The organism is Streptomyces sp. NPDC005706 (assembly GCF_040631045.1).
Taxonomy (GTDB): Bacteria; Actinomycetota; Actinomycetes; order Streptomycetales; family Streptomycetaceae; genus Streptomyces.
Genome location: NZ_JBEXYS010000011.1, coordinates 126,160 through 141,037, shown reverse-complemented (window position 1 = coordinate 141,037; position 14,878 = coordinate 126,160). Strand labels below are relative to the sequence as shown.

Annotated in this window: 13 protein-coding genes and 2 pseudogenes; 9 read left to right on the top strand and 6 right to left on the bottom strand. The window is 67.0% G+C overall.

Annotation, left to right across the window (positions count from 1 at the left end; translation table 11 throughout):
• The first annotated feature begins 71 nt into the window (after nt 1-71).
• From ABZ478_RS19900 to ABZ478_RS19890, 3 genes are read left to right on the top strand one after another with little or no spacing between them, the layout of a single operon-like run.
• A complete protein-coding gene (locus ABZ478_RS19900) occupies nt 72-1,223 on the top strand; it encodes a Gfo/Idh/MocA family oxidoreductase (protein WP_359551118.1) in 1,152 nt (383 codons plus the stop codon).
• Nucleotides 1,220-2,374 (top strand): dihydrodipicolinate synthase family protein, encoded by a 1,155-nt coding sequence (locus tag ABZ478_RS19895; RefSeq protein WP_359551116.1) that lies wholly within the window; start codon nt 1,220-1,222, stop codon nt 2,372-2,374. Before ABZ478_RS19900 ends, ABZ478_RS19895 begins: the two co-directional genes overlap by 4 nt.
• A 32-nt stretch (nt 2,375-2,406) precedes the next feature.
• Nucleotides 2,407-3,207, top strand: a complete 801-nt coding sequence (locus ABZ478_RS19890; protein ID WP_359551255.1) for a sugar phosphate isomerase/epimerase family protein — start codon at nt 2,407-2,409, stop codon at nt 3,205-3,207.
• A gap of 90 nt (nt 3,208-3,297) precedes the next feature.
• Here ABZ478_RS19890 and ABZ478_RS19885 read toward each other — a convergent pair whose 3' ends face one another.
• From ABZ478_RS19885 to ABZ478_RS19870, 4 genes and pseudogenes are all read right to left on the bottom strand, one after another.
• Nucleotides 3,298-3,474: a hypothetical protein gene (locus ABZ478_RS19885; RefSeq protein WP_359551115.1), complete on the bottom strand. Its 177-nt coding sequence runs from the start codon at nt 3,472-3,474 to the stop codon at nt 3,298-3,300.
• Nucleotides 3,475-3,602: 128 nt separating this feature from the next.
• Complete coding sequence (locus ABZ478_RS19880) at nt 3,603-4,055, bottom strand: winged helix-turn-helix domain-containing protein (RefSeq protein ID WP_359551112.1); 453 nt, start codon at nt 4,053-4,055, stop codon at nt 3,603-3,605.
• Nucleotides 4,056-4,179: 124 nt separating this feature from the next.
• Nucleotides 4,180-4,392 (bottom strand): annotated as a pseudogene (locus tag ABZ478_RS19875) (transposase family protein); the annotation flags it as partial.
• 693 nt (nt 4,393-5,085) lie between these two features.
• The gene (locus ABZ478_RS19870; RefSeq protein ID WP_359551109.1) at nt 5,086-5,910 is read right to left on the bottom strand and encodes a M12 family metallo-peptidase; all 825 of its coding nucleotides are present in this window, start codon (nt 5,908-5,910) and stop codon (nt 5,086-5,088) included.
• A gap of 594 nt (nt 5,911-6,504) precedes the next feature.
• Between ABZ478_RS19870 and ABZ478_RS19865 the strand changes: the two are divergent.
• Nucleotides 6,505-7,573, top strand: a pseudogene (locus tag ABZ478_RS19865) (transposase); the annotation flags it as partial.
• A gap of 192 nt (nt 7,574-7,765) precedes the next feature.
• On the opposite strand, the gene ABZ478_RS19860 reads toward ABZ478_RS19865, so the two are convergent.
• Entirely contained in the window at nt 7,766-9,082 is a 1,317-nt protein-coding gene (locus tag ABZ478_RS19860; protein WP_359551108.1) for an aspartate aminotransferase family protein, read from the bottom strand.
• A gap of 106 nt (nt 9,083-9,188) precedes the next feature.
• Here ABZ478_RS19860 and ABZ478_RS19855 point away from each other — a divergent pair, with 106 nt between their 5' ends.
• A complete protein-coding gene (locus ABZ478_RS19855; protein WP_359551106.1) occupies nt 9,189-9,935 on the top strand; it encodes an SDR family oxidoreductase in 747 nt (248 codons plus the stop codon).
• Between the two features lie 49 nt (nt 9,936-9,984).
• Here the strand turns inward: ABZ478_RS19855 and ABZ478_RS19850 are convergent, their stop codons facing one another.
• On the bottom strand, nt 9,985-10,830 hold the full coding sequence (locus ABZ478_RS19850; RefSeq protein ID WP_359551103.1) for a phytanoyl-CoA dioxygenase family protein: 846 nt from the start codon (nt 10,828-10,830) through the stop codon (nt 9,985-9,987).
• A gap of 379 nt (nt 10,831-11,209) precedes the next feature.
• On the opposite strand from ABZ478_RS19850, the gene ABZ478_RS19845 reads away from it, so the two are divergent.
• Genes ABZ478_RS19845 through ABZ478_RS19830 form a run of 4 tightly spaced genes read left to right on the top strand, consistent with a single transcriptional unit; the run spans nt 11,210 to nt 14,867 of the window.
• Complete coding sequence (locus ABZ478_RS19845; protein WP_359551101.1) at nt 11,210-12,160, top strand: sugar isomerase; 951 nt, start codon at nt 11,210-11,212, stop codon at nt 12,158-12,160.
• Nucleotides 12,153-13,118 carry an ROK family protein gene (locus ABZ478_RS19840; protein ID WP_359551098.1) on the top strand — a complete coding sequence of 322 codons (966 nt, stop codon included), beginning with the start codon at nt 12,153-12,155 and terminating at the stop codon, nt 13,116-13,118. The genes ABZ478_RS19845 and ABZ478_RS19840 overlap by 8 nt, the downstream gene beginning before the upstream one ends.
• Entirely contained in the window at nt 13,115-14,047 is a 933-nt protein-coding gene (locus ABZ478_RS19835) for a 1-phosphofructokinase family hexose kinase (RefSeq protein WP_359551095.1), read from the top strand. Before ABZ478_RS19840 ends, ABZ478_RS19835 begins: the two co-directional genes overlap by 4 nt.
• Nucleotides 14,028-14,867: a class II fructose-bisphosphate aldolase gene (locus ABZ478_RS19830; RefSeq protein WP_359551093.1), complete on the top strand. Its 840-nt coding sequence runs from the start codon at nt 14,028-14,030 to the stop codon at nt 14,865-14,867. Before ABZ478_RS19835 ends, ABZ478_RS19830 begins: the two co-directional genes overlap by 20 nt.
• Nucleotides 14,868-14,878 lie beyond the last annotated feature (11 nt).

Below are 14,878 nucleotides of genomic sequence, written 5' to 3'. Positions count from 1 at the left end.
GTTGCACCAGCGGGCGAGCGTAGCTAGTCTCTCTCCTCCAGTAAGCGCTTTCTATCTAGGGGGTCAGACTAATGACACGCAGGACAGTGCGGATCGCCATGAACGGCGTCACAGGGCGGATGGGCTACCGCCAGCACCTAGTGCGCTCCATCCTGGCGATCCGTGAGCAGGGCGGTCTCGACCTCGGCGGCGGCGAAGTTCTCTGGCCGGAGCCCGTGCTCGTCGGCCGTCGCGAGCACGCACTGCGCGAGATCGCGGACGGGCACCAGATCACCGAGGTCTCGACTGACCTCGACGCCGTCCTCGCAGACGAAAGCATCGACATCTACTTCGACGCCCAGGTCACCTCGGCCCGTGTCGGCGCCTTGAAGAAGGCGATCGCGGCCGGTAAGCACCTGTACACCGAGAAGCCGACCGCCACGGACCTGGCTGGCGCGCTGGAACTCGCCCGCCTCGCACAGGACAAAGGCATCAAGCACGGCGTCGTCCAGGACAAGATCTTCCTGCCGGGGCTGCTGAAGCTGAAGCGCCTGATCGACGGCGGCTTCTTCGGGCAGATCCTGTCCGTGCGCGGCGAGTTCGGCTACTGGGTCTTCGAGGGCGACTGGCAGGAGGCCCAGCGCCCCAGCTGGAACTACCGCAGCGAGGACGGCGGCGGCATCGTCGTCGACATGTTCCCGCACTGGGAGTACGTGCTGCACGAGCTGTTCGGTCGCGTCACCTCCGTCAGCGCCCAGGTCGCCACCCACGTCCCGCAGCGCTGGGACGAGCAGGGAAAGCCCTACGCGGCGACCGCCGACGACGCGGCATACGGCACCTTCCAGCTCGAGGGCGGCGCGATCGCCCAGATCAACTCCTCCTGGACGGTACGGCTCAACCGCGACGAACTCGTCGAGTTTCAGGTCGACGGCACCCACGGCTCGGCGGTCGCGGGGCTGCGCAACTGCCGGGCACAGCACCGCTCCGCCACCCCCAAGCCGGTGTGGAACCCTGACTTGCCTGTCACCGAGTCGTTCCGCGACCAGTGGCAGGAGATCCCGGACAACACCGCCTTCGAGAACGGCTTCAAGGCCCAGTGGGAGCTGTTCCTGCGCCACGTGGTCCTCGACGAGCCGTACCACTGGGACCTGATGGCCGGCGCGCGCGGCGTGCAGCTTGCTGAGCTCGGACTGCAGTCGTCGGCGGAGGGCCGGCGGCTCGAGGTGCCGGAGCTGTCGCTGTGACGATCCGACTCCCGCGGGCCGACGGCTCCTTGAACGCGTACGAGCCGCGCACCGAGCCGCTGCGCTTCACGACCTCGGCCGCGTTCACATCCCGTACGGTCTTCTCCGCCGCCCATGTCGTCGCCAACCCCTACGCCGACATCAGCCCCGACTCTCCCGCCGCCGTCGACTGGGACGCCACGCTCGCCTTCCGCCATCACCTGTGGTCGCACGGGCTGGGCGTGGCGGAGGCCATGGACACCGCTCAGCGGGGGATGGGCCTCGACTGGGCCGGCGCGGCGGAGCTGATCCAGCGCTCGGCAGCCGAGGCGAAGGCCGTCGGCGGCATGATCGCCTGCGGTGTCGGCACCGACCAGCTGACCGGGCCGGCGTCGCTTGCGTCGGTACGCTCCGCCTACGAGGAACAGCTCGCCCGCGTCGAGTCCACCGGCGCGCAGGCGATCCTGATGGCCTCCCGGGCGCTGGCCGCCGCGGCGGCGTCCGCCGAGGACTACCTGGACGTCTACGGCCATCTGCTGCGCCAGGCCTCGGAGCCGGTGATCCTCCACTGGCTCGGCCCGATGTTCGACCCGGCGCTGGAGGGCTACTGGGGCTCGCCCGACCTGGACGCGGCCACGGAGACCTTCCTCGAGGTCATCGCGGCCCATCCCGACAAGGTTGACGGCATCAAGGTCTCGCTGCTGGACGCGCGGCGGGAGGTGGAGCTGCGCCAGCGCCTGCCACGGGGCGTGCGCTGCTACACGGGTGACGACTTCCACTACCCCGAGCTGATCGCGGGCGACGACCAGGGCTTCAGCCACGCCCTGCTCGGCGTCTTCGACCCCCTGGGACCGCTGGCGGCTGAAGCCGTCCGGGTGCTGGACACGGGGGATACGGCGGGCTTCCGCGCCCTGCTCGACCCCACGGTTCCCCTCGCCCGCCACCTGTTCCAGCCCCCGACCCGGTTCTACAAGACGGGAGTCGTCCTGCTGGCCTGGCTCGCGGGCCACCAGGACCACTTCACGATGGTCGGCGGCCTGCAGTCGGCCCGCTCCCTGCCGCATCTGGCCCGCGCCTACGAACTCGCCGACGGACTCGGCCTGTTCCCCGACCCGAAGCTGGCCGAGGAACGGATGAGGAACCTGCTGTCGCTGTACGGAGTGGCCAAGTGAACACGGACATCGCGCGTCTCTCCGTCAACCAGATGACGGTCCGGCAGCTCAGCCTGCCCGAACTTACCGACGCCTGCGCCCGCTCGGGCGTGCCGGGGGTCGGCCTGTGGCGCGAGCCGGTCCGGTCGTACGGCGTCGGGGCGACCGCCAAGCTGGTCCGCGACGCGGGCCTGACGGTGACCACGCTGTGCCGGGGCGGCTTCCTCACGGCGGCCGACGCCGGGCCCCGGGCGGCCGCACTGGCCGACAACCGGCGTGCCATCGAGGAGGCGGCGGCCCTGGGCACACAGGTCCTGGTCTTGGTCTCGGGCGGCCTCCCGCCCGGTTCCCGGGACCTGCGGGCGGCCCGCGAGCGCATCGCCGACGCGCTCGCCGAACTGGGGCCCTACGCCCGGGAACACGGCGTGCGCCTGGCCGTCGAGCCGCTGCACCCCATGTACGCGTCCGACCGCTGCGTGGTCTCCACCCTCGCCCAGGCCCTCGACCTCGCCGAACGATTCCCCGCCGACCAGGTCGGCGTGGTCGTCGACACCTATCACGTCTGGTGGGACGACCGGGCCCCGGAGCAGATCGTCCGCGCGGGTGCCGCGGGCCGCCTCCACGCCTTCCAGCTCGCCGACTGGACCACCCCGCTGCCCGAGGGCGTCCTCAACGGCCGCGGACAGCTCGGCGACGGCGCGATCGACCTGCGCGCGTGGAAACGGCACGTGGACGCGGCCGGTTACACGGGCCCGATCGAGGTCGAACTGTTCAACGAGCGACTGTGGGCGCGGGACGGGCGGGAGGTGCTGGCGGAGACGGTGGAACGGTTCTGGACCTACGTCATCGGGTGACGCCGGGTGCACCGCACCGGCACCGTAGGCGGGTAATCGTTCCAGGGTGAGCCGGTCCTGTTCGGTGACCTGGGCCCGCATCGCCCGGCTCTAGTGGGCGGACAGGGCGTCCCAGACCAGGGCCACTCGCTCGCTGCGGTAGAACACCTTCATCTGCTCCAGGACCTCGATGAGTCCGGCGGTGTCGTAGCTGCCGGGCTTGAGGTGGAAGCACAGGCGGGCCCCGCGATCGGGGTCGGTGGAGTGGTGGCCCAAGGTCCCGGCCATCGGCGCACGCTTCCGGTTCAGGCGGTGCCGCAGGAGCGGAGTCCGCCCTCGGGACGAGTAGCTACGGCGGATCTGAGGGAGCAGGGAGACGCCTGATTCGTCGAGGAAGACGATCCAGGCACGTGTGTTCACGGCCCCTTTTTGATGCGCGGCCACTCGTGCGCGATCCAGCGGGCGATCTCCGATTCGTCCCGCTCGACCGCCCGCCGCTCGGGCCGTTGCAGGCTCCATCCGAGCCGGCCGGTCAGCAGCCGCCACACCGACGCCCTCGACAACACCACCCCCGTTGTCCGGGTGACGACCGCGCCGACCCGTTCCAGGGTCCACAGGTCAGCCTCGAAACCATCAGCCTGGGCACCTTGCTCCAACGCGGCCCGGACCATCTCGACCTGGGTGTCGTCCAGCTTGGGTGGGCGCCCGGTGGCTGCCCGCCGCCGCAGCGCCGAAGCACCGCCTTGCTCCCACACCCGCCGCCAACGCCGCACACTCTCGGCACACACCCCCACCGCCCTCGCGATCTGGGCATTCGAGACGCCGTCCTCGAACTCCTCGACTGCCCGAACACGACGCGCCTCCGTCAACTGAGGCCGCGACAAAGGAGGAAGGGAGGAGCCGACGACCGAAGGGGAAGGTTGTAAGCCACGCCGACAGCCTCCCACCCACACGGCCACCACACCCACCGAACTCATAGCGTGTGGCGACGGCGCGGAAGCCCTTGAGTCGGTTAATGGCACGTTCGACAATGTCGCGCTTCTTGTAATGCTCGCGGTCGAATTGGTGGGCCGGCCGCCTTGGGATCCTCGGTTCTGCCGGTGTCTTTGCTGGTCGAGACGCTCGGGGATGGTGTGACGTGTAAGCCTTGTCGGCCAGGACACGGTCGGGCCGGGTGCGAGGCCGTGCGACTCCTGGCCGGGGCAGGGAGATCTGCTCCAGCAGTAGACGCGGCGGCTGGTGGGCGAGGTGATCGCGAAGCTGTACCGGGTGCGGCTGAGTGAACCCGGGGTGGCTGCACTTCCTGCCGCCCTACGCGCCCGAGCTAAACTCCGACGAGCTGGTCAACGCCGACTAAGCACAACTTGCCCACGCAGAAGCATCGGGTCCGGCATCAGGGCGAACTCGCCGCCACAACCCGCCAGTTCTTCGGCAGGCGCCAGCAACAACCGCACGTCCGGGCTACTTCGGCGGTCCCACCGTCCGTTACGTCTTGGACGAGAACCCCCATGACTTTCTGATAAATATCAGCTGATCGGACGATTGATCTTCTTGTGCTGTACACCGCTGGCGCGGGGTCCGACCAGGGTAGTTCAGCTGGCATTGCCGCGGCGATCAGGGCCAGTGCCCTGGCTATGACTCGATGCCGTCGGTCTTCGAACGACAACCCGTTCGAGACTGCTCCGGCCCAGACGTACGTCACTGTCCAAGCGTTCGCCTGGACAGTGACCTAACCTCGGACTTGAAAATGCGTTGGAGGGAACGCGGTCGGCGAAACACTGCCCGCGCATTGATCCCTGCCTCCCATCGCATCTCCTCGCATCGGCGCTGATGTCACCTACTCAATCCGCCACCACGGTATGGCGGTGGACGATCCGGTGAAGCACCCGCGAACCGACGCTACCGGTACGTCGCGACGATGGGGATCGTCTCGTTGAACAGACGGGCCAAGTCGGAAGGACGCTTGCCGTCGATGCTACCGAACTTCTCCCCCTCCACCGTGATGTTCGGGTTCGAGTAGTAAGGCACCCGTCGGCAGTTCGGTTTGCAGCTGGAGGCGGTGTTGTACGCCATGATGTCGACCAAGCCGTTGGGAGTGACGTGTCCGTGGTCGTACGGGTAGGCCTTGTTTCGCTTCGGGCTGGTGTCCCAGTCGTGATCAGCACCGAGGTTGTGGCCCAGCTCGTGGGCGAATACGCCCGCTTCTCCCGTACCCGCTTCCGGCACCAACCACTGCCCTCCGACGACGCTGAAGGCCAGGTCCTGCGTGGCTGTGCCGAAGTTATTGCTCGGCTTGTAGGCAACACCAGCCACACCGGGCACCACAAGCGAAACCAGATCTGCATGGTACTGGTTACGCAGTGACGCTACGGCAGGGTCGCCGGACAGCCAGTGTAGGTCTGTACCCTGATCGCCGCTTTCGACGTAGTCGACTTGCTCGGTGTGGACCACATTGACAGCACCATCGATCCCACTTCGGGCCAAGGCGTCGTTCATGGACTGAGCACTGGCCCTGGCCGCCTGGTCGATGCCGGCGGTACCGCCCTGTTCGGCCGCGGCGTCAGCGGTGTACACCACCAGCAGATCAATCGTTCGACCTGCCGAAACTGCCTGAGCCACCTGGTCAGCAGAAGCTGCCTGAGCGGATCCCACAGTGATGGATGGCGCCCCAATGGCTACGCTGGCACCTAGTGCAAGAGCTGCGCCCCACTTGCGTATGCTCATGATCAGAACCCTCTCTTTTTGGGGTGTAAGTCGAATGGCTAAGACGCGAGTTGCATGTTTCGCGTAGCCCCCAGCGGCACCTCCTTTCGGTTCGTGCGGTACTCAATCAATGCGGTTCCGCCCCGTCCGTGCCGCTGCAGACGAAGAAGCAGTTGGGGGGAATAAGCCCTCTGCGGACGTCAACCTCGTGACGTAGCCCGTCGAAGCCACGCCGGAATGGCGAGCGCCAGGAAGGCGAGGGAGCCAAGTGCGGTGGCGCCGTGCAGGCAAAGGTGACGCCCTGAAGCCCGGCACGTGAGCCACGACAGTTGCACTGAATGACGCATATGCACTCTTCCAGGTTGGCGATTGCCATGGCGCGCGCATGCCAACGCTCCGAAGCCGAGGCTCCCTAGCGGGGCGACCTTGTTGCCTGTCGTAGTTGAGCGCCTTAGAGCGCACGATGTCAATAGATGTTTCAAGAAGCGTCGAACAGAGCAGAACCACTCACGATACAGTCACTCGCGTGAACCGGCCGTGCTCGCCGTTGCCTCGAACGTCACATCGTCGACCGCTGGTTCGACGTTGCGGCGCAGGCGAGAACGAATGTTTACTGGCTACAAGATCCTGTTGGACCTGCTCGCCGAGTACCGCGACACCCACGAACACCCGATCCCGGTGGCGATCGAGACCTCCCAAGGTCTGCTGGTCGCCGTGCTACGGCAGGGCAAGCGGAAGGTCTTCGCGATCAACCCAATGGCCGCCGCCCGCTACCGCGACCGGCGCAGCGTCTCCCGCAAGAAGTCCGACCCGGGCGGCGCCCTGGCGCTTGCGAACATCTTGCGCACCCCACCGGGTGTCGCCCGATGACAGCGACCTGGCCCGCGCCATCGCTGTTCTCGCCGGCGCGCCCAGCAGGACGCCACCTGGAACCGCCAGCAGATTTCCAACCAGCTCGACTCCCTGCTCCGCGAGTACTACCCAGCCGCCCTAGCGGCGTTCGAATCCTGGAAGAACGGCCTCTGGCGCTTTGAGGCCCACGAAGTCCTCAAGCTGGCTCCAACTCCCACGCGAGCCGCTCGACTGACTCACCCCCAACTCCAAGCCGCCCTCAAACGGGCTGGTCGCCGACGCGGTATCGAAGCCGAGGCTGAACGGCTCCGCGAGGTCTTCCACGACGACTACGCCCACCAACCCGCCCTTGTCGAGGACGCGCTCACCAGGCAGATGGTCGCCCCCCTGGTCCAACTTCAGGCCGCCTGCACCGCCCCCGACGACCTCGTCCAAGCGGTGGAGGAAGCTTTCCCTCAACATCCGGACGCTGAGATCATCCTCAGCTTTCCCGGCCTCGGCGTCCAGCTCGGCGCCGGGGTGCTCGCCGAGCTCGGGGACGACCGCGGCCGTGTCGCCGACGCTCGCGGCCTGAACCCAGCATCACCCGCCGCCGGGTCAAGAACGACCACCTCAACCACGCCAGCTACCTCTGGGCCTTCTCCGCCCTCCGGGCCTCGCTCGGAGCCATGGCCCACTACGTCGCCGCCGCGACGAGCACGGGGACTGGCACGCTGCCGCCCAGCGCAATCTCTTCAACCGCATGCTCGGACAGAGGTTCCCCTGCCTCGGCCGGCGCGAACTGTTCGATGAAAGCACCGCATTCCCAACTGCCTTGGCCGCTGCGGCTTGACGGCTTGGGGTCTCTTCCTCGGACTCGCTGCGTCGCAGCACCTCGGACCCCGCCTGGGAGGCGGGGTCCGCAATGGTGGTGGCTGGATGCCGTGGTAACCGCAAACGCGTCGAACGGCTCATGCGCCACTCCTCTCTGGACTCAAGATCCAATCACGATCAAGGTGGAGGGCCCCATCACAGGGCTGCGGCCTCAGGAACAGAGCGCGGCGATGGCCTCGTCAACTGCCGCACATGTGCGTTCGGTGTCGTCGTCGTCGAGCGCGGCGGAGACGAACCAGCAGGCAAGGCCATAGGAGTTGATGTGGATGCCGCGCAGCAGCAGTTCATGCCGGAACCGCTCGTAGCGGGCAAGGTCGGCCGAGAACAGGTCTCGATAATTGCGGGTGGGGGAGCCTTCGGGGCGGAAGACGACTTGGAACATCGCACCGACGCCCTGCACGATGCAGGGAATCCTGTTGTCTCGGGAAGCTTTGAGGATCGCCTCCATGATCCTTTGGCCGGCTTCGTCGATCCGCCTGCAGACTGTGGGGTCGGCGAGGTGGTTCAGGGTCACTAGGGCGGCGGTGGAGCATAGAGGGGAGCCGTTGTAGGTACCGCCGTGCTTGATCTGGTTGTCGCCCACCTGTTCCATGATCTCCTGGCGGCCGGCGAAGGCGGAGATTGGAAGCCCGCCACCCAGCGCTTTCGAGTAGACTGCCAGGTCGGGAACGACGCCGAAGAGGGTCTGTGCACCGCCCACTCCGGTGCGGAAGCCCGTGCAGACCTCATCGAAGATCAGAACGATGCCTCGTTCGGTGCATTCCCGGCGGAGCGTGTCCAGGTAGCCGGGGAGGGGCATGGTGCAGGCGTTGTTGGCGACGATGGGCTCACAGATCACGGCTGCGACCCTGCCACGGTTGGTGTCGAGGATGGAGCGAAGCACCTCGGCATCGTTCCAGGGGCAGACCACGACGTCATCGAGGACGCCTTGGGGAATGCCAGCAGAGTGAGGCAGGGCGGTGGGTGCGTGATACGGGCCTACCTCGGCTTCGGTCGATTTGGCGGAGACGGCGAGCGTGTCTGTCCAACCGTGGTAGTGACCTTCGAATTTGACCACGACGGAGCGGCCGGTGAAACCCCGCGCGGCGCGTACCGCACCCTGGACGGCCTCAGAGCCGGAATTGGCATAGCGCACCAGATCGGCACACGGCACCGACTGACAGATCCTCTCCGCCAGTTCCACTTCTGGGACGTTGCAAGTTCCGAACATCGTCCCGCTCGAGAGCACGCTGGACAGGGCATCGGTCAGCAGTGGGCTCGCGTGCCCTAGCACGGCGCTTCCGTAGGAGATCAGGAAGTCCACATAGGTGTTGCCGTCGACGTCCCGGATGTGCGCCCCCGAGCCGCTTTCCATGTACAGCGGGTGGGGTTGTGTGCCCGTCTTGAGGATGCGGGAGGAGGAGCTGGTCCCGCCGGCGAGTGAGAGCCGAGCCCGTTCGAAGAGCTCACGACTCCTTTTATATTCCATCAAGTGCTCCCAGTTAAAGCGGAGTTAGACGTATTGACACCAGTAGAAGCGGAAGTGATGCTGTTTGCCCGGAAGATGCACAATTACCGAGAGGGAGTAATCGAGCATGGTTGAGAAGGTGGCTGTCGTTACTGGCGCCGGCAGCGGAATCGGGCGCGCCTGCGCCCTTGGCCTCCTGTCCGAAGGCTGGTCGGTGGCATTGGTGGGTCGCCGGATCTCAGCGCTGCAGGAGACGGCACGGCAAGCGACCGGGCATGCGGGCCGGGCTGCCGTCTTCCCCTTGGACATCGCCAACGCCGAGGCAGTCTCACGCGTGTTCGCCGACCTCGGCGCACAGTTCGGCCGCCTTGATCTGCTCTTCAACAATGCCGCCGACACCATGCCCTACACCCCTACAGAAGACGTAGCCGCCGAAGACTGGCACCGGGTGATGGACTCAATCGCGACAGGCACCTTCCTGTGCTCACAGGCCGCCTTCCGCATGATGAAGAACCAGACGCCGCGCGGCGGCCGGATCATCAACAACGGCGCCCCTTCGGCCCATGTGCCGCGCCCCGACTCAATCGCCTTCACCGCCGCCAAGCACGCCGTGGCCGGCATGACCCGTTCCCTGTCCCTCGACGGCCGCAAGTACGGCATCTCCTGCGGTCAGATCGACATCGGGAACGTGACCCCGGTCGACGGGCTCCAGCCCGCCGTCCTGCAGGCCGACGGTAGCCGACGAGTGGAGCCGACCATGGACATCCGCCACGTGGTGGACATGGTCGTCGCGATGGCGACTCTCCCTGTGGGCGTGAATGTCCAGGCCGTTACCGTGATGCCGAGCGCCATGCCCTACGTGGGCCGCGGGTAATCCGGCAGGGCCCGTGCCGGCAGAGACGAGCACAAGGGGGCCGTTGGTCTCAGGGCCCGTCCGGTCGATGCCCACGCGAGCTCCTCTGCGCAGACGGACTCTCGTATGGGGAGAAATGACGCTCGGCGAAGAGCTCAGGCCACTGATCGCCTCCGAGGCCGAGCTCCCGAGCCTTCGAGAGCATATGTCGCCAGTAGGGCTTGACCGGCCGCCAGCGAATGCCCACCTGCCCGTAGGAGCAGTCCACCATGTACCGCTCGCGGCTCTCCCCGTGCGGAGCCGGGCGGCGAGCGTGGAACAGCGCCGAGTGGATCAACACGGTGGAGCCTGGCGGTAGTTGGCTGATGAGTACCTCACCAGGAAGCGCCACGGTCCCCAGATGCGCGCGTGCTGTCTTCTCGGCGACCTCGCGGTGCGAGCCAGGAAGGAGGGAGAGCCCACCTACGGATGCGTCCAGCCCACCAAGATAGTGCAGGGCGTGAACCATGGCGTACGTACGCTCCGGTTGCGGGTGAACCTCGTAGTCGTGGTGCCAGCTCTTACCCTCAGAGCCCGGCGGGCGCCGGTCGCTGTGAAGGTGATGGAAGACGAAGTCCGGGCCCAGCAACTGGGAGAGACGAAACAGCAGCGACGGGTGCTCGAGGAGCTCGCCGTGCGCTGGCATCTCCAGCTCCAGGAGCGGGGGGACGCCGAACTCCTCCGGGAAGAGGGCCGAGGCTATCGATCTTTCCCGCAGCCCGGAGTCCACCCAGTGATCGACCTCGGCCTTCACACGTTGCGTGAGCCCAGCGGGCAGGAAGCCCGGCAGAACGAGATAGCCCTCCTCCCTAAATCGTTTGATGGCACCGGCGCTGAGAGCGACGGCAGTGCCCACATCCACTTCTGCGTCGGGCATGTCCGTAGGTCCTCCCGTGAATCGCGGAGCAAGCCTCACCCAGCTGATGCCGGTGCTCTGACGGGGCAGTCGTCACCTCCACACCAGCCGGTTCACCCTAGTCATAAATGCGTGAAGCTGTACAGAAGAGGGGCTCATCAATCATTATGATGCAGTTGGCTGGGCTACCGCCAGGGTCGCGCCGACCGCGAGGCGGGCTCAATCATGAAAATCCTGCACTCATCAAGGAAGGGTGGCGTTCGCCATGTGAGAGGACTCGTTCGAAAGTGCGCTACGTAGCGGTCTAAGTGGCAAAAACTGAGCATTATCCAACGGCGCCACACCTCCACGCCCCGTCGATCCTCGTCGAGCCGATCTGCTCGACTCTCAGGAGTCCCGAATGTCCGATCCCTACACATCCCTCACCGCAGCGGAGATAGCCTCCCAGCCCAAATGCTGGCGGCAGGCAAGCGAGACACTCGCCCTGCACGCGACTGACCTGCCCCGCCGCGGCGAGCGCGTCGCGGTCGTCGGTTGTGGCACTTCCTGGTTCATGGCTCAGGCATACGCAGCGTTGCGCGAGAGCGGCGGCCATGGGGAGACGGATGCCTTCGCCGCTTCGGAATTTCACCTTGGGCGCAGTTACGACCGGCTCCTTGCGATCTCTCGTTCCGGCACGACGACCGAGGTACTGGACCTGCTCAGCCGCGTCCGTGGGGCAGTGCCCTCCGTCGCGCTCACCGCAGATGCCGCTACCCCGGTGATGACGGCGGCCGATTCCGTGGTGGTTTTGGACTTCGCCGACGAGGAGTCGGTGGTGCAGACCCGCTTCGCCACCACCGTGCTGGCGCTGCTGCGCGCGCATCTCGAAACGGAGAACGCCCTGCCAGTGGGCGTGCGTACTCTTGCCCAGGCGGTCCGGGACGCGGAGTGGGCCTCGATCGCGCCGCTGGACGGGGAGTTGACCAGCGCCGAGCAGTTCACCTTCCTGGGCAGCGGTTGGACCTACGGGCTGGCGCTGGAGGCGGCGCTAAAGTTGCGCGAGGCCGCCGGAGCGTGGACCGAGGGTTACCCGGCCATGGAGTACCGGCACGGCCCGATCAGTATCACCGGACCGGGCCGCGTGGCATGGATGTTCGGCTCGCTGCCGCAGGGGTTGGCTGACGACGTCGCTCGAGTCGGCGGCACACTGATCGCCAGTTCTCAGGATGTGCCCGGAGGACTGGACCCCTTGGCCGACCTGATCCGCGCCCAGCGCCTGGCAGTCGCGCTCGCAGCGGCGCGCGGCCACGACCCCGACCGGCCCCGGAACCTCAGCCGGTCCGTAGTCCTGGACAACAGGGATGCCTGACCGTGACGGCGCATGCGTGATCGCCCTGGATGTGGGAGGCACTGGGATGAAGGGCGCGCTCCTGAACCGCCAGCTTCATTCCCTGTACTCGCTGCGCAGTCCGACACACAGAGACGCCGGCCCCGAAACGGTGGTCGCACATATCGCGTCCGCGCTGGAGACGCTCGCCAAGCAGGCTGCCGCCATGGGCTTCAGTGTCCTGCGGGCGTGCGTCGTCGTTCCCGGCATCGTGGACGAAGACCGTGCCCGCGCCGTCTACTCGGGCAACATCGGCTGGCGTGACCTGCCGCTCGGCGACATCCTTGAACAGCGCATGGGGATTCCCGTGACACTCGGGCACGACGTACGGGCCGGCGGGAACGCCGAGCGAGTCCTCGGTGCCGCTCGCGGTGCTCGCGATGTGCTCTTCGTCCCGATCGGGACTGGCGTCTCGGCTGCTGTCATCAGCGACGGTCGGCCCGTACGAGGCGGGGGTTTCGTCGGGGAACTCGGGCACATCGTCGTCGATCCCGACGGCGCCGCCTGCGTCTGCGGCGGCCGCGGATGCGTGGAAACGGTAGCGACCGCAGCGGCGATAGCGGCAGCGTTCACTGTCCGATCCGGCCGCTCCGTTGAGGGCGCCGACGAGGTCGCGGCCCTCGTGGCGCAGGGTGACTCCCACGCGCTTACGGTCTGGGCCCGGGCGGTCGAGGCCTTGGTGACGGCCTTTACGATCGCGTCTACGCTGCTCGCCCCGGAGCTGATCGTGGTGGGTGGTGGCCTCGCCGCAGCGGGTGACCTCCTGCTGGACCCGATCCGTGCCCGTCTGGCGGGATGCCTGACGTTCCAGCGGCGCCCACGCCTCGTGCGCGCGAAACTGGGCGACCAGGCCGGATGCCTGGGAGCCGGCCTGCTCGCGTGGGAGGCAGAGATTGGAGAGACCGGCATCCCCTATGGAGCAGAGGAGCCGCTTTCGTGATACTCACCGTCACACTCAACGCCGCCGTCGACGTCACGTGCTTCGTCGACAGACTGGATCCTCACACGTCGCACCGCGTCGACGGCGTGCACGAGCGCGCAGGTGGCAAGGGCATCAACGTCGCCCGCGTGCTCACAACCCTGGGACACCCCACTTTGGTGACCGGACTCTGTGGCGGCCCCACCGGTCGGCTCCTGCGCAGTGAGCTCAAGTCTGCTGGCCTGCCGGAAGAGCTCGTTCCCATCGCGGGCGACTCGCGGCGCACGCTGAGCGTCGTCTCCCGCGACGACGGCGACGCGACCGTCTTTAACCAGGCTGGACCGCACGTACAACCTTCGGAGTGGAAGGAGTTCGCCGAGCGCTACCGCCAACTCGTACGTAAGGCTGCTGTGGTCGTGCTTTCGGGCAGCCTTCCCCCAGGCCTGCCCTCCGATGCCTATGCGAAGCTCATCTCCCACGCCGAGCGAGCCGGGGCCCGCACCATCCTGGACACGTCCGGCCCGGCCTTGAGTAGCGCGCTGAGTGCGGGGCCTGACGTAGTCAAACCCAACGCTGTCGAACTGGCCACCGTTACCGGCTGCTCCAACATCGCGACGGCGGCCGACGATCTGCGCTCCCTCGGTGCCTCCTCGGTCGTGGCCTCCTGCGGTCCGGAGGGTTTGTATGCGGCCACCCAGGACGGTATATGGCAGGCGGCACCCCCCGAGCAACTGTCAGGTAACCCGACCGGCGCGGGGGACGCATGCGTCGCAGCGCTGGCCGCCGGGCTTGCAGCCGGCGAGCCGTGGCCCGAAATGCTGCGCGAGGCTGTGGCCCTGTCAGCCGCTGCGGTTCGCGCCCAAGTGGCCGGCGACTTCGCCTTCGACATCTATCGCCGATTCCGGACGGCCGTACCCGTGAAGGAAGTCCATGCCTCTGACACCCACTGATGAAATCGCCCGCGACGCCCGCGAGAAGACGATCGGAGTCGGTGCGTTCAACGTCGTACAGATCGAGCACGCCCATGCCATCGTGAGCGGGGCCGAAGCGGCCGGACAGCCCGTGATCCTCCAGATCAGCGAGAACACCGCCCGATACCACGGCTCCCTCGAACCGATCGGACTCGCCTCACTCGCAATCGCGCGGACGGCAAGCGTCCCGGTCGCCGTCCATCTCGACCATGCCGAATCGGCCGTCCTCGTGCACGAGGCCGTGGCCCTCGGGTTCACCTCCGTCATGTTCGACGCGTCAAAGCTCCCCTATGATGAGAATGTCGCAGCCACTCGAGAGATCACGGAGTACTGCCACAGCCGGAGCGTGTGGGTGGAAGCCGAGCTCGGTGAGGTCGGCGGCAAGGAGGGCGCCCATGCCCCAGGCGTACACACCGACCCGGACGAGGCGCGCGCATTCGTCGCCGTCACCGGCGTCGATGCCCTCGCAGTAGCGGTGGGTACCTCCCACGCGATGCTCACCCGTGACGCCGTCCTCGACTTCGCCCTCATTTCCCGGCTGCGCGACGCCGTGAACGTTCCTCTCGTGCTGCATGGCTCGTCCGGCGTCGGTGATGCGGACCTCGCCAGGGCCATCAACGCAGGCATGACGAAAGTGAACGTCTCCACCCATCTGAACAAGGCATTCACCCAGGCGGTCCGTACCTGCCTAGAAGCCCATCCACAGGTGGCCGACCCCCGCACATACCTCGGCCCCGCCCGCGGCGCGGTCGCAACCGAGGTGGCCCGCCTGTTGCGGGTCCTGGTGAGGTCGAATTAGGCTGGCTCCCC